13 protein-coding genes are annotated in these 18399 nt (G+C 29.4%); 6 read left to right on the top strand and 7 right to left on the bottom strand.

Features of this window, described 5'->3' with window-relative positions:
* The first annotated feature begins 7 nt into the window (after positions 1–7).
* Positions 8–607, top strand: coding sequence for a hypothetical protein (locus L6653_RS07325; protein ID WP_236786322.1), 600 nt, complete (start codon positions 8–10; stop codon positions 605–607).
* A gap of 163 nt (positions 608–770) precedes the next feature.
* Here the strand turns inward: L6653_RS07325 and L6653_RS07320 are convergent, their stop codons facing one another.
* From L6653_RS07320 to L6653_RS07310, 3 genes are read right to left on the bottom strand one after another with little or no spacing between them, the layout of a single operon-like run.
* Complete coding sequence (locus L6653_RS07320) at positions 771–2105, bottom strand: 6-phospho-alpha-glucosidase (RefSeq protein WP_236786320.1); 1335 nt, start codon at positions 2103–2105, stop codon at positions 771–773.
* 12 nt (positions 2106–2117) lie between these two features.
* The gene (locus L6653_RS07315; protein WP_236786318.1) at positions 2118–3677 is read right to left on the bottom strand and encodes a PTS transporter subunit EIIC; all 1560 of its coding nucleotides are present in this window, start codon (positions 3675–3677) and stop codon (positions 2118–2120) included.
* Between the two features lie 24 nt (positions 3678–3701).
* A complete protein-coding gene (locus L6653_RS07310) occupies positions 3702–4532 on the bottom strand; it encodes a PRD domain-containing protein (RefSeq protein WP_236786316.1) in 831 nt (276 codons plus the stop codon).
* Between the two features lie 259 nt (positions 4533–4791).
* Between L6653_RS07310 and L6653_RS07305 the strand changes: the two genes are divergently transcribed.
* Together L6653_RS07305 and hcp are read left to right on the top strand one after the other, a co-directional pair.
* The gene (locus L6653_RS07305) at positions 4792–6270 is read left to right on the top strand and encodes a hypothetical protein (protein ID WP_236786314.1); all 1479 of its coding nucleotides are present in this window, start codon (positions 4792–4794) and stop codon (positions 6268–6270) included.
* Positions 6271–6363: 93 nt separating this feature from the next.
* Complete coding sequence (hcp, locus tag L6653_RS07300) at positions 6364–7980, top strand: hydroxylamine reductase (protein WP_236786312.1); 1617 nt, start codon at positions 6364–6366, stop codon at positions 7978–7980.
* A 273-nt stretch (positions 7981–8253) separates the two neighbouring features.
* On the opposite strand, the gene L6653_RS07295 is transcribed toward hcp, so the two are convergent.
* The gene (locus tag L6653_RS07295; RefSeq protein WP_305854538.1) at positions 8254–8988 is read right to left on the bottom strand and encodes an amino acid ABC transporter ATP-binding protein; all 735 of its coding nucleotides are present in this window, start codon (positions 8986–8988) and stop codon (positions 8254–8256) included.
* A complete protein-coding gene (locus tag L6653_RS07290; RefSeq protein ID WP_236786310.1) occupies positions 8981–10543 on the bottom strand; it encodes an ABC transporter substrate-binding protein/permease in 1563 nt (520 codons plus the stop codon). The genes L6653_RS07295 and L6653_RS07290 overlap by 8 nt, the downstream gene beginning before the upstream one ends.
* 548 nt (positions 10544–11091) lie before the next feature.
* Here L6653_RS07290 and L6653_RS07285 point away from each other — a divergent pair.
* Together L6653_RS07285 and L6653_RS07280 are read left to right on the top strand one after the other, a co-directional pair.
* Positions 11092–11880, top strand: a complete 789-nt coding sequence (locus L6653_RS07285; RefSeq protein WP_236786308.1) for an Mrp/NBP35 family ATP-binding protein — start codon at positions 11092–11094, stop codon at positions 11878–11880.
* A gap of 9 nt (positions 11881–11889) precedes the next feature.
* On the top strand, positions 11890–12870 hold the full coding sequence (locus L6653_RS07280) for a DUF1002 domain-containing protein (protein ID WP_236786306.1): 981 nt from the start codon (positions 11890–11892) through the stop codon (positions 12868–12870).
* A 724-nt stretch (positions 12871–13594) separates the two neighbouring features.
* Here L6653_RS07280 and L6653_RS07275 read toward each other — a convergent pair.
* Both L6653_RS07275 and L6653_RS07270 read right to left on the bottom strand, forming a co-directional pair.
* Complete coding sequence (locus L6653_RS07275) at positions 13595–14866, bottom strand: Glu/Leu/Phe/Val family dehydrogenase (RefSeq protein ID WP_236786304.1); 1272 nt, start codon at positions 14864–14866, stop codon at positions 13595–13597.
* Between the two features lie 108 nt (positions 14867–14974).
* The gene (locus tag L6653_RS07270; protein WP_236786302.1) at positions 14975–16024 is read right to left on the bottom strand and encodes a C40 family peptidase; all 1050 of its coding nucleotides are present in this window, start codon (positions 16022–16024) and stop codon (positions 14975–14977) included.
* A 163-nt stretch (positions 16025–16187) separates the two neighbouring features.
* Between L6653_RS07270 and L6653_RS07265 the strand changes: the two genes are divergently transcribed.
* A complete protein-coding gene (locus L6653_RS07265; RefSeq protein WP_236786300.1) occupies positions 16188–18251 on the top strand; it encodes a glutamine synthetase III domain-containing protein in 2064 nt (687 codons plus the stop codon).
* Positions 18252–18399: the final 148 nt, after the last annotated feature.

Here is an 18399-nt window from a genome sequence, read left to right as displayed (position 1 = left end):
AGAAGTAATGTATAGTATTTGGTCAGAAACAAAAACAAAAAATGGATTTAATTCAGATGAAATAATATCCTCAGTGCAAAAATCTATTAGAAGAAATATGGTGGAAGAAGCATGTCAGCATGCATATGAATTGTATATATCAGGTCCAATATTCTTGGACAAATTATGGAGAAGACTTTTAACTATTTCTGTTGAAGATATTGGTTTTGGAAATTTGAATGCATCTGTAATAGTTAATTCCCTTAATGAAATGAGAAAAAATTTTCCTTATGATGATGGGGATCAGCCTATTTACTTTATTCATGCCATAAGAGTTCTTTGTAGCAGTGAAAAAGATCGTTCAAGTGACTATTTAAAAAATATTATAATTAAAGAAGCTACAATGGGAAAATTACCAGAGATTATGGATGTTGCCTTAGATAAGCACACTAAGAAAGGACAAGAAATGGGAAGAGGATCTTTACATTTCTTTGAAGAAGCAACAAAAGTTATACCACAATTGAAAGTAGATAATAATTACAGAGAAAGATATGGAGAAATTTTAAAAATATACGATAAAGAAAAGTATGCTGATAATTTATTCCCATTTAATAATACACAGTACTAAATAAAAAATTTAAAATAACATTAAATGAAGAACTTTATAGTAAATTTTATAGATCATATATAACAGTATATATTTATGAAACTAATAAATATAAGTATTAATAAAATTTAAAAAGATTAAAAAAAGCGTGAATAAACTATCCACGCTTTTTTAAATTCTATTCTTAATTTAATTCTGGCCAATAATCTTTGTTTACTTTTATATAATCATCAAGTAATTCTTTTGCCTTATCAAAATCATCTACAACTCTGTTTAATGTCAAAGCTTGAACTGCTTTTTGATATGATCCTTCGAGGTTTGCATCAACTGTTAGTTTTTCGTAAGCATATTGATTTTCAAGAAGTCCCTTGTAGAAAGTTTTTACTGGTCCAACTGTTAGTGGTTCAACTCCATTTATTCCAACTCTTACTGGAGACTCTATCATCATTCCAGGGCTTAAGTTTTCTATTGTTCCCTTATTTTCGTGCATGCACAAGAATATTTCGCCAGTATTATGTGAAATTGCATAGGCTAAATCTACTATATATCCTGCGTGGCCGTCCATGCTGTTTGGATCTGGTTCAAATTCTGTCCCTTTTATTTTACCAAGTGCAATTACCTTATCGCACATTTCGTGAACTTGTTTTTCGTTTCCATCCATTACTTCATTTGCTCTTGTATATTCTGGATTTTCATTTTTCAAAATATGTTGAGGGTAGAGGTAATATTGTAGGTAAGTGTTTGGTAAATATTCATCAGAATCTTTTATCATTTTGCTCATGAAAGTGAAGGTATCTTTCCATGATTGGTCGCTTCCTTCTTCTACTAAATCATGTGGTGTTTTAAGAATTTCTCTAAGTTTTGGTAGGTAGTCTTCTCCGGTTTCTTTGTTTAAAACATTTGTAAACCATCCAAAATGGTTTAGACCGAAATATCTTGGTTCTAGATCATGATAATCAAGACCTAAAATTTTTGCATAACTTGCCATGATTCCTACTGGCATGTCACAAATATTTATTATTTTTTCATCACCCTCGAATACTCTTTTTGTTGCTTCTGCGACTATTGCTGCAGGGTTTGAATAATTTAAAATCCAAGCATCTTTTGAATATTTTCTAATATCTTTTATTATTTCAATCATAGCTGGAACTGATCTCATTCCATAAGCAAATCCACCTGGTCCACAAGTTTCTTGACCTATACAATTATGTCTTAGTGCGATTTTTTCGTCTTGTTCTCTCATTTTTAATCTTCCAGCCCTAATTTGTACAAAGGCAAAATCTAAATCTTTGTAGGCTTCCTCTTTGTCTGTTGTATAGATAAATTCATCAAGTTCTGGATAGTATTCTTTAAATAAAATATCTCCGTATTGACCAATCTTTTCTTGTCTATCTTTTTCTATATCATAAAGAACTAATCTTCCTATTGGAAATCTTTCTTTTTGTGAAACTAACATTCTCAAAATTCCTGGTGTATATCTACTTCCGCCACCAACTATTACTACATTATATTTTTTCATTTTTTTCTCCTTTTAGTCTATGTGAATTCTACTTAAAATTTGATCTTTAACTTTTGCAACATTCATTCCAATAACTACTTGTATGTGTTGTTGCCCTTCTTTGTGAACAATTCCACTGTTAGGGTATTTATTTATTATATCTTTATCAATTAAGTTAGGGTCTTTTACATTGATTCTTAATCTTGTAAAGCAAGAATCTAATGAATCTATATTATCCTCACCTCCTAAGCCCTCAACTATATACATTGGATCATTGTCATCTTGGGCGATAGCGCCGTAATCTGCGTTTGTATCATCTGATTTTAATTCAGGAGTATCTTCTCTTCCTGGTGTTTTCAAATCTAATTTTTTAATGAAATAAACGAATAAGAAATACCAAGTAGCTGTTCCTATAAAACCAATTATTGGAACTATCCATAATTTTGTAAGACCTATTGGCATAACTATATTTTTTGTAACTAAATCTATGACACCACCTGTAAAGCAAACTCTCGCACCTGATAAGTAAATTAATATTTGGAATAATCCATCAAGTAGGGAGTGGATTAACCATAATAATGGTGAAATAAATAAGAAAGCAAATTCAAATGGTTCTGTAATTCCTGATAAAACTGCTGTCAATAATGTAGGGATAATAAATGCTTTTGTTCTTGCTTTGTTTTCTGGTTTTGCAGTTTTAACAAAGGCGAGGGCAATTCCTATACAGCCAAATATTTTTGAAAAACCCCAGTTCATATATCTTGCAGCTTCATTTATACTTGTTAAGTTGTGTGCGATTCCCATTTGAGCAAACCAAATTGGATCAGCACCTTGAATAACTTCCCCAGCGATTTTTGCAGTTCCACCAATACTTGTGTACATAAATGGCATGTAAACCAAGTGGTGAAGACCGGTAGGGATTAAAAATCTATTTAAAAATCCGTAGATATATAAACCAAATACTCCTGTGTTTGACATTATATCTGTAATTGAATTAATTCCGTTATTTACAACAGGCCATACATATGAAAGAACTATTGCAAGAACAATATCAACTGCAGCAACAATTAAATATGCAAATCTTGGTCCACCATAAATACTTAATGAAACTGGAAATTCTATTTCTGAGTATTTGTTGAAGATATATCCTGTTATACATCCTAAAAGTATTCCTGAAAATACTCCCATATCTAAACTTTGAACACCTAAAACCAAAGCTTGACCAGTCCCTGAAAGTCCAAATTCTGGATCTGCTGTTGCAAGCATGTCGTGTCCTTTTAGCCATAGATTATTTGCTGTAATAAAAATTAGAAAACTTAAAAGTCCAACTACAGCAGCCTGTCCCTTGTTCTTTTTTGCAAGCCCTGCACTAAGTCCTACACAAAAAATAACGGATAATTGTGAAATGTTTCCTAACAAAAAAGTTGTAAAAATAAAGTTTCCTGCATTTCTTATTGCTTCTGGCATAAAATTAAGTTGTAAAATTGAACAAAGTGCAATTAATAAACCTGGAATTACTAGGAAAAACACAGGTTGTAGCATAGCATGGGCAAAATCCTGCACGCCCATTTTAATTTTGTCTTTAAAAGTCATTTTTCCCTCCTTGACAATTAATTTTTATTGATTAGTATTTCTTTTTCTGTTAATTAGTAAAGTTAGCATAGTTTTTTCTTCATCTGTGACTATAATTTTATATTTATTTTCTACAAAACTTACAATTGAAAGCGTAGTCATAAAATCTTTTTTATAATTACTTCTTATAAAATAATATAGCTTTTTATCATTTATATTTTTTTGCTTTCCTTCTTTGATTCTTGTAATAAATTTATTTATATAGTCATATAAGATGTAATCTTTTCCATATAAATTTTCTGACATTTGACCTTCATATATAATTTTAATTATTTCTTTTATATCTTCGATTTGAGATACAATTTCTGAAGGATTTCTATCATATTCAGCATCTACAATATGTAGAGCGATTGAACTTGCTTCGTGCTCATCAAAATTAATATTTAAATTTTTGTTTAGATAATTTACAGCATACAAGCCTAAATCAAATTCTTGTTTGTAAATATTTCTTACCTCATGCAAGAGAGGGTTGGTAAAATTATAACCCTTTTCTCTTCTTTTTATTGCAAAAGAAATATGATCAGTAAGACTTATGTAAATATTTTCGTTTAACTTATAATCAAATTTATCTTGAATATGTGAAACAATGTCAAGACACAAGTCAATGTGCTCAATTGGAATTGAAGATAATAGATTAATAAGCCTTTCTAAATGCGTTTTATTATCCAAATGATAAGTTTTTTCTACTTTTTCTTTATCTACTAACTCTCCTTTCTTTGTATTAAATCCCAATCCTTTTCCCATAAGGATTACTTCTAGTCCATTTTCGTCTTTAGCGCTAATTATGTTGTTGTTAATAATCTTATATATTTTCATATTGGTACCATCTCAAATTTTAATAAAAAAAACCAAACAAAGCTATCTGATGATAGCCTCGTTTGGTTTAGCCTAATTCAATAGTAACTATCCATTGAAAACGTTTCATTGATTAAATTATATAAGGCATTTTAAATTTTGTCAAGACTTTTTTATAATTTATGAAAAAAATTATCGAAAAAATTTAATGAATTGTAAAATTTTAATTTTTACAAATTAAGATTATTTTTGGGGTAATAAATACAAAAGAGGTGATTTTATGGGGAATTTAATTAGTGTTGATAGAAAAATGAAATTTCAAAATTTTAAGCGTTCTGAGCTTGCTGAAAGGCTTGGGAGGGTTGCTAGGATTTGTAATGATTTGGATATTCCTATTTTAATTATTGTTGATGGATGGGAATCTTCTGGGCGTGGTTTTGTTATTAAGGACTTATGCCGTGAATTTTCTGCTAAAAATTTTGATGTTGAAGTTTTTGATAAGGATGAATCTTTTGATGATTTGTATCCTTTTATAAGGAAATTTTGGATAAATGTTCCTGAAAAGGGAAAAATTAAAATTTTTGATAGGTCTTTTTATTATAAAATTTTTGAAAAGAAAAATTTATCTGATAAACAAATTCAAAAAAGAATTGATTCTATTAAATCTATAGAGAAGGCTTTATTTGATGACCAAACAATTATTTTGAAATTTTTCTTAAATGTTGATAAAAAGGAACAGGCAAAAAGGATTGAGAAATTGGAAAATTCTTTTAAAGAAGATTTTTATATTGATGGTTTGGATTTAGACCAACAAAAAAATTACAAGGATTATGAAAAGCATTTCAAAAAAACTTTAGATGCTAGTGATTTTTCTTATGCAAGATGGGATATTGTAGATGCTAATAATAAAAAAGCTGCTAGTAAAGAAGTTTTGGGTCTTGCTCTTGATAGGATAAGCCAAGGAATGGAAAGAATTATTAGGCAAAGGGAAGAAAATGAAAATGTAGAAAGAGATTATATTTCTACTTCTAATATTTTACAAAATATCGATCTTTCTAAATCTATTTCTGATGATGAGTATAAGGAAAAAAAGGATAAACTCCAAGAAGAAGTTGCAAAGATAATGTATAAGTATTATCAAAAGGGTATTAGTCAAGTTTTGGTTTTTGAGGGAGTTGATGCTGCTGGAAAAGATGGAGCTATTGAAAGATTAATCAAAGAAGTTGATCCAAGGCTTTACAGGGTTCATGGAATTTCTGCTCCATCAAAAGAAGAATTATCTAGAAATTATTTGTGGAGATTTTTTACAAAACTTCCTAAAGACGGTTATGTAGGAATTTTTTCAAGATCTTGGTATGGAAGAGTTATGGTTGAAAGAGTTGAAGGCTTTGCCAAAACCAATGAATGGGACAGAGCCTATGAAGAAATCCTTGATATGGAAAAGCAAATTTATGACCATGGTTCTTTGGTTTTGAAATTTTTTGTAACTATTGATAAGGATGAACAATTAAAAAGATTTAAAGACAGGCAAAGAGATCCTGATAAACAATATAAAATCACAGATGAGGACTGGAGAAACAGGGACAAATGGGATGATTATATTGAGGCAATGAATGAAATGCTTGAAAGAACCAATGCCAGCTATGCTCCTTGGATAATTGTTGAGGGAAACTCAAAAAAATATGCAAGAATAAAAGTTATGGAAGAATATATAAAGGCCGCCAAGGCTCATCTTAAAAAACTTGAAGATAAAAAATAATTTTTATCTTGTAACATAGGTTACCGATTATTAAAAAAAATTCTAGTATTATTGTATTGTAAGATAAAAAAGCACAAAAGAAAGGATTTTATTATGTTTTGTTTTCAATGTCAAGAAACAGCTGGCAACAAGGGCTGTACAAAAGTTGGAGTTTGTGGAAAAGATGAAAATACTGCAAACAGCCAAGATTTACTAATCTATGTTACAAAAGGACTTGCTGAAGTTTTAAATAAAATTGAAAATGTCGATTCAAAATATTATGATTTAATTTCAAATAATATGTTTGTAACAATTACAAATGCAAATTTTGATGAAGAAGATATTTTAGACAAGGTTGAAGAAACTATAAAGGCAAAAGATGAATTAATCAAGGAAAATAAACTTGAAAATTTATCTGATGCGGCAAAATATACAACAGATAACAGAGAAGAGCTAAAAAGAAAGGCTATCGAAGTTGGCGTTTTAAATATAGTAAATGAAGATGAAAGATCTTTGGTTGAATTAATAACTTATGGTCTAAAAGGAATGGCAGCTTACAACCACCACGCAAATGTTTTGGGTTATAGAAATGAAGAAGTTGATAAATTTATTGCCAAAACTTTGGAAAAAACTTTAAAAGATGATAAGGATATTAATGATTTAATTGATTTAACCATGGAAACTGGAAAACATGGACTTATGGCAATGGAAACATTGGATAAGGCAAACACAGAAAAATTTGGAAATCCAGAAATCACTGAAGTTGATTTTTCTGCTGGAGATAATCCAGGAATTTTAATTTCTGGACACGATCTTAATGACATGGAAATGCTTCTTGAACAAACAAAAGGTTTGGGAATAGATATTTATACCCACTCAGAAATGCTTCCAGCAAATTATTATCCAAAATTCAAAAAATATGACCACTTCCATGGAAATTATGGAAATTCTTGGTGGAGCCAAAATAAAGAATTCCAAAAATTCAATGGACCAATTTTGATGACAACAAATTGTATAGTTCCACTTAAAAAAGATAATGACTATCTTGATAGATTATTTACAACAGGAAATGCAGGTTATCCTGGTGCAAAACACATAGAAGCTGATGAAAATGGTCACAAAGATTTTTCAGAAATAATTGAACTTGCAAAATCATGCAAGGCTCCAGAAAATTTAGAAAACACAAAAATTGTTGGAGGCTTTGCCCACAACCAAGTTGAAGCTCTTGCAGGAGATGTGGTAAAAGAAATCAAGGCTGGAAATATTAAAAAATTTGTTGTAATGGCAGGATGTGACGGAAGGCACAAGGACAGATCTTATTACACAGAATTTGCAGAAAAATTACCAAAAGATTATGTAATTTTGACAGCAGGTTGTGCAAAATATAGGTACAACAAATTAAATCTTGGAGATATAAATGGAATTCCAAGAGTTTTGGATGCTGGTCAATGTAACGATTCATATTCTTTGGTAAAAACTGCTTTATTATTACAAGATGCCTTTGGTCTTGAATCAGTAAATGATTTACCATTAGAATTTAATATAGCTTGGTATGAACAAAAAGCTGTAATAGTTTTACTTGCCCTATTAAGTCTAGGAGTAAAAAATATCCATCTTGGACCAACACTTCCAGCTTTCTTATCAGAAACTGTAGTAAATTTCTTGGTTGAAAATTTCAATATTTCACCAATTACAAGTGTAGAAAAAGATTTAGAAACAATGACAGCATAAAAATAAAGAGAAAATAAATTTATACAATCCCTGAAATTGAAGATTTTGGGGATTTTTTTCGTTTTATTGACTTTAGATAAATCGAGATAGAAAAAGGTTGTATTGCAGATTAAATTATAATTTCTGCAATACAAGCTTTTAATTTTAAATTATTTTTTGATTTTTCATTAAAATTCCTTTCAAAATAATGGTAGTTTGTACAAATTTTTATTAAAAATTCTTATTTATACCTTATATTTCACAATAAATAAATTTATTTTGAAAAAACATATTTTATCCCATGTATCTTTTCAAGAAATCTTTGGTTCTTTGGTTTTTTGGATTTGTAAAAATTTCTTCTGGAGATCCTTCTTCTAGAATTATTCCTTCATTCATAAATAAAACTCTTGTCGAAACTTCTCTTGCAAAATCCATTTCGTGGGTTACAACTATCATTGTAATTCCTTCTTTTGCAAGTTTTGTCATAACTTCCAAAACTTCTCCAACCATTTCTGGATCAAGGGCACTTGTTGGCTCATCGAAAAGTAATACTTCTGGATCCATGCAAAGGGCTCTTGCAATGGCAACTCTTTGCTTTTGTCCACCGGAAATTTGTGATGGTTTTGCGTTTATATATTGGTCCATGCCGACAAGTTGAAGGAATTTTTTAGCCTTTTCTTGGGCTTTGTTTTTTGAAATTTTTAAAACTTTTTCTTGGCTTAGGGTGCAGTTGTCTAGGACAGTTTTATTTTCAAATAAATTGAAATTTTGAAAAACCATGCCGACTTTTGTTCTGTAGGCTCTAAGGTCAAACTTTTTATCTAAAATATTTTCATCTTTATATAAAATTTCTCCACTTGTAGGTTCTTCTAATAAATTTAAACATCTTAAAAGGGTAGATTTTCCTGATCCTGATGATCCGATTATTGTTACCACTTCTCCTTTTTGAACTTCCATATTTATATCTTTTAAAACTAAATTTTGTCCAAATTTTTTCTCTAAATTATTTACTTTTATAATACTAGGCATGGATTCCTCCTGTTACTGATTCGAGTGTAAATTCTTTGTTATTAAATTTTCTTTCAACTAATAAGATTATTCTTGTTGTTAAGAATGTTAGTATGAAATAAATTATAGCGGTTATCAAATATGTTTGGAATATTTGGTAGGTTGAACCTGCTATTGATTTTGATACAAAGAATAATTCTGTTACACTGATTACGTTTAATACTGATGTATCTTTTATGTTTACTACAAATTCATTTGCAATTGCTGGCAAAATTGATTTGATTGTTTGTGGAATTACAACATTAAACATGGTTTGAGAATGGGTCATTCCTAAAGCCTTACAAGCTTCGAATTGTCCCTCGTCAACTGAATTTATTCCACCTCTTACAACTTCTGATAAATATGCTCCTGTATTAATTGAAACAATTATAAAGGCAGCAAGCATGGTTGACATATCTATTGATAAGAATTGTTTTGCCCCATAAAATATTAGGATTGCTTGAACCATCATTGGAGTTCCCCTAAATATTTCTATATAACAAACTAAAATAAAATTAATTATTTTATGTAAAATGTAGGCAAAAATATTTTTGTTTTTATCAACCTTAATTTTTCTAATAACTGCAACTACAAGACCTATTACAAATCCAATTAAAGTTGAAATTATTGAAATGAATAGGGTTGAAAAAATTCCGTTTATAAAAAGGGAAGAATATTCATTCCAAATTGCCTTCATTTGACCAAAAAATGAAACTTCACTTCCATCATTTTCAGCTAACTTTACCATTTCATTCATTATCTTATCTTGGTCTTTGGTATTCATTTGAGATAAAATTTCATTTATTTGATCTTTCATTTGAGAATTTTTTCTAAGACCTACAGCAATTGATGTATCTTCTGATGAAGTTTCAAATCCCTTACCTTTTGCAAATTCTACATAAGTTAGGTCATTATTTGCAGAAACTGCTGACATAGCTCCCGGTTTTTCTGAAACATAGCCGTCAATATTTCCAGATTTTGTTGCGGAAATCATTGATGGAAAAGATTCCATAGCTGCTTGTTTATCAAGACCATCAATTTGATCTAGTACTGTGTAATGGAAAGTATTTAATTGACCAGTAACTTTTGCTCCCTTAAAATCATTTAAAGATTTTGCATTGACAAAAGAAGAATCTTTTTTCAAAACTATTACCAAATCAGAAACATAATAAGAATCGGTAAAGTCAATTTCTTTTTTTCTTTCAGCAGTTGGACTCATACCAGCAATAATCGCATCGATTTTTCCACTTGTAAGGGCAGGTGGAAGGCCGTCCCATTCAATTTTATAAATTTCTAATTTTTTGCCCAATTGATCAGCAATTCTTTTAGCTATTTGAACATCGTATCCATTTGCAAATTCTCCCTTAGAATTTTTAACTTCGACAGCTCCATTAGCATCATTAACTTGTGCAAAGTTAAAAGGAGCATAATTTACTTCCATACCAACTTTAAATGTGTCCTCATCAGCGTGTGAAACTTCCATTGTAAAAATAAAAGCAAAAACAAAAGCCATCAAGAACTTAATTATTCTTTTCATTTTCTCCTCCAAAATTTTTTTAATAAATAATTTAAGAATTAAATATAAAAAACGGTCCTCATCCCTCAAGGGACGAAGACCGTGTTACCACCCAAATTTAATATTTTTTCACAAAAATATCCTTATTAAGTACAAAATATACTTTCAAAGGATCCAATTAGAAAGTACAAAATTATACCCCTTTGCTATAACGTGCAAATCACGATATCGAATCAAAATATCCTCGATACAACTCTAAGTCTTTATTTACCAAGATTATAAGATCTTTTTTCACCAAACAAAGATTCTCTGTGCTTATAATTTATTAGCTACTCTTCTTTTCAAAGTTTTTATATTTAATCTTAGACTAATAATACATCCTCAATTTACATTTGTCAAATAAATATTTATATTTTTAAATGAAAAATTATAATTTTTGAAATATTTTAAACTTTTTTTAGACAAAATTTTCTTGTAAAATTGAAAAGGAAAATTATTAGAAAAATATAAATAGAAAATTATAGAAAATACCATATAATATATTTGCAAGAAATACAAAGGAGTTAAAAATGACAGAAAATAAAATGAATTTTGATAAATTTAAAATAAAAACTAGGGAAGGATCCAAAATTAAAAAAACTATAGCAGTAATGTCAGGAAAGGGAGGAGTTGGAAAATCTTCTGTAACAAGTATGCTTGCAGCAAAACTTTCTAAAAATGGAAATAAAGTTGCAATTTTGGACGCAGATATAACCGGTCCATCAATCCCACAAGCTTTTGGTATAAAAGAAAGTGTAAGAAGCCTTGAAGATGGAACCTTGCTTGCTCCAGAAAGTATGGGCGGAATAAAGATTATGTCAATAAATTTGGTTTTAGAAGATAAATCAGCTCCAGTTGTTTGGAGATCATCAATTGTAAATAATGTTTTAAAACAATTTTACACAGATGTTGATTGGGGAGAAATAGATTATCTTTTAATAGATATGCCACCAGGAACAAGCGATATTCCTCTAACAGTTTTCCAATCTCTAAATATCGATGGTGTAATTGCAGTGACAACTCCTCAAGATTTGGTAGGAATGGTTGTAGAAAAATCCTTAAATATGGCAAAAATGATGGGCAAGGAAATTATTGGAATTGTTGAAAATATGTCATATTTTAAGGCTGATGATACTGGAAATATTTATAAAATATTTGGAGAAGGAAAAACAGACGAAATTGCTGAGAAATTTAAAATTGATACAGTAGCAAAACTTGCAATTAATCCAGAAATTACTAGTCTAATTGACCAAGGAAAAATTGAAGAAGTAGAAGAAAATGACCTTAATAAATTAGTAGAAAAAATTGAAAAATTATAAGGAGATTTTATGAAAAAGATATTTAAAAATAAATTATCAAAAATTTTAATTTTTGCCTTAGTTTTGATTATTCCATCAGTTTCAAAGGCAATAGGAGATTTTGATTCGAGCAAAGAGTCCTATATGTATGGCGCAGGATTAAATCAAAATCAAATAGAAAATGTAAAAAATAAATTGGGCCTTTCAGATGATATAAACATGGAAAGTGTAAATGGTTTAGATTGTGAAAAATATTTAGGTTACAGGGCGGAAGATTATAATATGATTTCATCAGTTTCTGTAAAAAAACTTCCAAAGGGAAGCGGAATTAAGGTTGAAATTTTGACACCAGAAAATATTACATCAATTACACAAAGCCAATACACAAACGCAGCAATAACATCAGGAATTTCTGATGCAGAAATAAAAGTAGCAAGTCCAACCCAAGTTACAGGAGAATCTGCTCTTGTAGGAGTATATAAAGCTTTGGAAATGTCTGGAGAAAAAGTAGACACAGAAAGCACTCAAACTGCCCAAGAAGAACTTGGAACATTGAAAAAAATAAGTGATGAAAATGAAAATAACGGATCATTCGACAAGGACAAATTAGACCAAGCAGTTGCAGAAGTAAAACAAAATTTAAAAGACTACAAAGACAAAAACGGCCAAACTGCGGATAGTGGACAAATCCAAATTTTCATTCAAGATGCTTTGAAAAATGTAAATATGGGAGATATTTTATCAAATAATAATATACAAATTCTAGTAAATTATTTTGAAAAATACCAAGAAAGTCCAGCAATTGACAGCAAAAATGTAGAAGAAAACCTCAAAAAATTTGCAGGAATAGCTACAGAAAAAGGAAAAAAATTCTACCAAGATAACAAAGAAGACATAGACAAGGTAGGAAATGATATAAAAGAATCAGGACTTTGGGATAAAATAGTACAATTTTTCAAAGACCTATTTTCATCTTTTACAAATTCAAGTAACGATAGTTCAAATAATTAAATAAAAACCAGTAAAAACCCATCTCGACATACTGTAAGTAGTTGATAGATCTCAAATAATAAGTAAATTTTTAAGATTAAATAAAGCAAAGAGATATCTCGACTCATTCCACTAGCTCGAGATGGGTTAATTTTTTTATTTATATTTAAGCTAAAGTTTAAGATGAATTTTTAAGTTTGAGATTAAAAAATAAATTTAGAAATTTAAAGATATAAAATTCAAATTTAAAATGAAATATAATATAAAGCCAATAATGTTGTAGGAATATCAAAAAATAAAAACTTTAGTAATTAAAAAACTCTAACATCAACCCATCTCGACCAAAGGAGCAGTGCGACTGCGTGGATAGATCTCAAAGAAAAAGTAAATCTTTAAAATAAATAAAAGCAAAGAGATCTCTCGACTCATCACATTCGCTCGAGATGGGTTATATTATTTATAAATTTTCACTCTGAAGTTAAGGATGAAAAATAAATCAATTCAAAAAACAAAAATTTTAGCAATTTAAAAACTAAAAAAAAATACCGTCTCGACCTGATAAATATGCCTTGATTTGGCATATTTATCCCTAAAACTAGTACGAAATTAAGGGGAAATTTGCAAAGCAAATTGGTTTTAGTGTGGAGAGATCTCTCAATAACACTCGAGATGGGTTTATTTTTATATTTATGTTAAGTTAAATTATAAATTAAAAAAACTTAAATTTTAATTTAAAAATATATTTTTAATACCAACCACGAAGCTTCATTGCTTCTGCTATTCTTTTTATTGCAAACATATATGCAGCTTCTCTTATGTCAGTTTTATATTGGTCTTTAATTTCAAAAATTCCTTCAATTGCTTTGGTCATATCTTTTTCTTGTTTTTCTTGGACTTCTTCTTTTGTCCAATAATTTCCATATTGGTTTTGAACCCATTCATAATATGAAACCAAAACTCCACCTGAATTTGCCAATATATCTGGAATTATCTCTACATTTTTTTCCTTTAAGATTTCATCGGCTTCTGGAGTTGTTGGGCCGTTTGCTCCTTCTGCTATTAATTTTACATTTAAATTTTTGGCGATTTTTTCTGTAATTATATTTTCAAGAGCTGCTGGAATTAAAATATCAAATTTATTTGTCCAAAATTCTTGGTCAGAAATTTTCTTTGCCTTTGGATATCCAACTAGGCTTTTGTGTTCATCTCTGTATTTTTGCAAAGATTCGTAATCAAATCCTTCTTCTGAATATAGGGCAGAGCGTCCGCATTCTTCGCTTTCATCTCTAATTGAAAGATACCTAACTTTTGCTCCTTCTTCTTGTAAATATTTTAAGGTAAAACTTCCAACATTTCCAAAACCTTGAAGACCAATTTCTGCATTTTTTAAATCTATTCCAAGTTTTTTTGCTGCATATTTTGTTGTAATTACAACTCCATAACCAGTAGCCTCATTTCGTCCCAGACTTCCTCCAAGAATCAATGGCTTTCCTGTAAAAGTTCCCAAATCTTCATTTTCGCCATTTAATTTTATAAATTCATCGACAAAATAAGACATGATTTGTCCATTTGTATTTACGTCAGGAGCTGGAATATCAATTCTTTCTCCTAGATATTTGTATAGGCCTCTTATATAGCCACGAGATAAAGATTCTATTTCCCTATCTGATAGTTTTTTTGGATCAACAGCTATTCCGCCTTTTCCTCCGCCGTAGGGAAGAGCCAAAAGTCCTGCTTTTAAACTCATCCAAGTTGAAAGAGCTTTAACTTCTTCTAAATTCACATTTTGGTGAAATCTTACTCCACCTTTTGAAGGACCGAGAGCATGATTGTGGGCTGACCTATATCCTTTAAAAACTTTCAAAGATCCATCATCCATTTTTACTGGAATAGAAATTTCAATGACTCTTTGAGGCTCTTTTAAAATTTCATAAACTGCTGGATTTAAATTTAATTTTTCACAAGCTTTTTTTATTTGTAATTGTGCAGATTCTAATGGATTTAATGTATCTGTCATTTTTAACTCCTTATATTTACTAATTTATTTCTATAAAATTTAATCTTTTAAATTATTATAGCATCATTTTTTTTATCATACAATAAAAAATACGCCACAAAGGGCGTATTAATCTTCAATTAATCTTTTAATTATTATTGGATTTCCAATTCCAGATGTTATTATTCCATCTCTTGGATTTGCAGCATGAACTATTCCACCTTGGCCGTCTGCAATTGCTACATGGGTAATGTTTGAAAGACTTGTTCCAAAAAATACCAAATCTCCAGCTTTTTCTTCTCCAAGTCTTATAGTTTTTCCATAATCTGCTTGACTTTGAGCAAAGTGAGGAAGACCTATTCCAAATTTTCCATAAACTTGTTGGGTAAATCCTGAACAATCAACTCCATTTGTAAGGCTTGTTCCACCCCAAACGTATGGATTTCCTATGAAATTTGTTGCAAAATTGTAAGCTTGTGACCCAATATCATCTCCAGAAACTGTATAATAAACATATTCAACTTCTTCTAAATCTTCTTCAGGTTCATTTTCTACAAATTCTCTAACAATATCATTTTCTTCTGCTTTATCTTTTTCTGCGACTGGATACAAGCTCAAATTATTTCTATCCAAATAATCCATATATCTTTTTACAGAATCGTAGATTTTTTTGTATTTATCTTTTAATTTATCCAAATCTTTTTGATCTTTTTTTGAAATATCAAAAGAATCAATTTTTGCAAAGCCAGTTTTGTCGCCTTTTTTTACTTTTACAAAATTTGTATTTGAATCAAAATCTACCAAGTCTATTTTTTCTTTTTCTTTGAAATTTGAAATTTCTTTGGACTTTTCATCGGCTTTTTCGTAGATTTTTCCATCTTTAATTGCTTTCATATCATCTAAAACATGATACCAAGCTTTTTCTGTGTAGGCTGTTTTTCCTTTAAATTCAATTTCAAAACAATTGCCTTTTTCACCTTTTATATGATAGATATCAGGATAATCAATTCCACCTACAAATTTCATTCCTTCTTCGCCACTAACTTTATCGGTAACATTAACACCTTCGGTTAAATCATAATTTATCAATAAGGCTTTGGCATTAGCTTTATTTAGTGTAAACAATTGCACAAAGATTATTGATGAAATTAATAAAAATATTTTCCTGTTTTTTCTCATTTTCCCATCCTCAAATTATTTATAATTCAACTACTATTAATTTATCATTATATTGATTTACTGTCAATTAATTAAATTTTCTATGTAAATAATTTTTAAAATCAAACAAAAAAATTGTGATATAATTAATTGAACAATTTTTAAGACCAAGAAAGGCGAAAATATGACTTTAAAAAAATTTGGAAATTTAGCTTTTGATAAAAAAACAATGAAAGAAAATGTTCCTTATCCTGTTTATTTGAAATGGAAGGAAGCTGCAAGAAATAATGATATTCTTGACAGAGAAACTGCAGATTCAATTGCTCATGCAATGAAAATTTGGGCACTTTCAAAAGGAGCAACTTCTTATACTCATTGGTTTCAACCATTAAATGGAAAAACCGCCAACAAAAAAACAGCATTTTTAAATAGAGATGACAAACACAATCCAATTAATAGATTTTCTGGGAAAGAACTTATAAAGGGAGAGCCAGATGCTTCATCATTTCCTTCTGGAGGAATGAGGTCTACTTTTGAAGCTCGTGGTTATACATATTGGGATTTGACTGCAAATTCTTTTATTGAAGATAAGGTTTTGTATATTCCTTCAGTTTTTGTTTCTTTTTATGGCGAAAAACTTGACAAAAAATTGCCCCTAATTGAATCTATGAACAGACTTTCCAAGGCTGCAAGTCCAATTTGTAATATGTTTTTAAAGAAACAAAAAACTTATAGGGTAAAGGCGAAGGTAGGTCTTGAACAAGAATTTTATTTAATTGATAAAGAATTTTACGATAAAAGAATTGATCTTGAATATTGTGGTATGAGTCTTGTTGGACGTGACACCATGGTTGAAAAAGAAATAATTTCCCACTATCTTGGTGCCATTCCTCAAAGAGTTAATGATTTTTTTGTAGATGTGAATGAACAATTATACGATTTGGGAATTTATATGGAAGCTGAGCACAATGAAGTTGGTCCAAATCAATTTGAAATTGCAATTATGTTTGAAAATGCTAATATTTCAGTTGATAACAACCAATTCTTGATGCATATTTTGGAAAAAACTGCCATTAAACACAATTTAGCTTGTCTTTTAAAAGAAAAACCCTTCAAAAATATGGCAGGAAGCGGAAAGCACAATAATTATTCTCTTGCAACAAATTATGGTAAAAATTGCTTCTCACCAGGAAATGATCCAAAAAACAATCATTTATTTTTGTTGTTTTTGTCTGCAATGATTAAAGTATGTAACCTTTATCAAAATCAAATTAGACTTTCATCATCTTCAGTTTCAAACGATTATAGGCTTGGAGGAAATGAGGCACCTCCATCAATTATTTCAGTTTTTATAGGAGAAGATTTAGAAAATATTTTAAAATCAATTTCAAATGATGAAAAGATCAAAGATATAAATAACAAGGTTAAAATTCCTCATCTTGGTGAAATTCAAACGGATTCATCAGACAGAAATAGGACTTCTCCAATTGCTTTTACAGGAAATAAATTTGAATTTAGAATGCTTGGTTCATCAAAATCAGCTGCCGATTTAAATACACTAATAAATCTTGCCATGGCAAAAGTTTTGAAGGAATTTGGACAAAGACTTGAAGGAAAATCTGATGAAGACCTAAAGGCTGAAGTTTATAAAATAGTAAAAGAAACTTATAAGGAAAATGGGAAAATTTTATTCCAAGGAGACGGATATTCAAAAGAATGGATAAAAGAAGCAGAAAAAAGAGGCCTTCAAAATCACAAAACATTTTTAGATGCTTTACTTTTCGCCAAAAAAACCTCATCTTATGATATTTACAAGGAAGAAGAAATATTTAATCAAAAAGAAATAGATTCAATAATAAATGTAGAATTTGAAGAAATAATAAAATTTTGCCAGCAAGAGCTTGAAATTTTATCAAATTTAATCTATCAAGAAATCCTCCCATCAGCTATGAAAGAAATAAAAGAAATAAAATCTTACCTAGCCTTTTTAGAAAATGAAAAATTAGAAGAAAAGGCAAAAAGAATAAACGAAAATGTAAAAACACTCATGGAGTACGGGGATAAAATTAAAGAAATTTTAATAGACTTTGAAGATATAAAAGAAATAGAAGAAAAAACAATCTACATCCAAGAAAAAACAAGAAAAATTACAGAAGAAATAAGAGAAGTGGCAGATAGTCTTGAAAAAGAAATTTCTAGAGAAAATTATTCAATGCCTAGGTATGTTGATATGTTGAAATCTTTATAAATTTTTAAAAAAATTTAGAAGCTTGAAAAAGCTTCTTTTTTTGATTTAAAATCAAATTATTTTATAAATTTAAAACTTCGTAGACTTAGGGCGGAAGGAACAGGGGACTTCCGATTGTCCCCTTTTTCCTTCCCCCTAAGAACCCCCA

Origin of the sequence: Anaerococcus ihuae (assembly GCF_928368155.1) — a bacterium.
GTDB lineage: Bacteria > Bacillota > Clostridia > Tissierellales > Peptoniphilaceae > Anaerococcus > Anaerococcus ihuae.
The sequence above is the reverse complement of the archived record's forward strand: the minus strand, read 5'-3'. Positions and strand labels throughout refer to the sequence as shown.

Coding starts and splice junctions, on each gene's coding strand:
- L6653_RS07325 (WP_236786322.1), top strand. CDS start 8: ATGTATAGTATTTGGTCAGAAACAAAAACAAAAAATGGATTTAATTCA.
- L6653_RS07320 (WP_236786320.1), bottom strand. CDS start 2,105: ATGAAAAAATATAATGTAGTAATAGTTGGTGGCGGAAGTAGATATACA.
- L6653_RS07315 (WP_236786318.1), bottom strand. CDS start 3,677: ATGACTTTTAAAGACAAAATTAAAATGGGCGTGCAGGATTTTGCCCAT.
- L6653_RS07310 (WP_236786316.1), bottom strand. CDS start 4,532: ATGAAAATATATAAGATTATTAACAACAACATAATTAGCGCTAAAGAC.
- L6653_RS07305 (WP_236786314.1), top strand. CDS start 4,792: ATGGGGAATTTAATTAGTGTTGATAGAAAAATGAAATTTCAAAATTTT.
- hcp (WP_236786312.1), top strand. CDS start 6,364: ATGTTTTGTTTTCAATGTCAAGAAACAGCTGGCAACAAGGGCTGTACA.
- L6653_RS07295 (WP_305854538.1), bottom strand. CDS start 8,988: ATGCCTAGTATTATAAAAGTAAATAATTTAGAGAAAAAATTTGGACAA.
- L6653_RS07290 (WP_236786310.1), bottom strand. CDS start 10,543: ATGAAAAGAATAATTAAGTTCTTGATGGCTTTTGTTTTTGCTTTTATT.
- L6653_RS07285 (WP_236786308.1), top strand. CDS start 11,092: ATGACAGAAAATAAAATGAATTTTGATAAATTTAAAATAAAAACTAGG.
- L6653_RS07280 (WP_236786306.1), top strand. CDS start 11,890: ATGAAAAAGATATTTAAAAATAAATTATCAAAAATTTTAATTTTTGCC.
- L6653_RS07275 (WP_236786304.1), bottom strand. CDS start 14,866: ATGACAGATACATTAAATCCATTAGAATCTGCACAATTACAAATAAAA.
- L6653_RS07270 (WP_236786302.1), bottom strand. CDS start 16,024: ATGAGAAAAAACAGGAAAATATTTTTATTAATTTCATCAATAATCTTT.
- L6653_RS07265 (WP_236786300.1), top strand. CDS start 16,188: ATGACTTTAAAAAAATTTGGAAATTTAGCTTTTGATAAAAAAACAATG.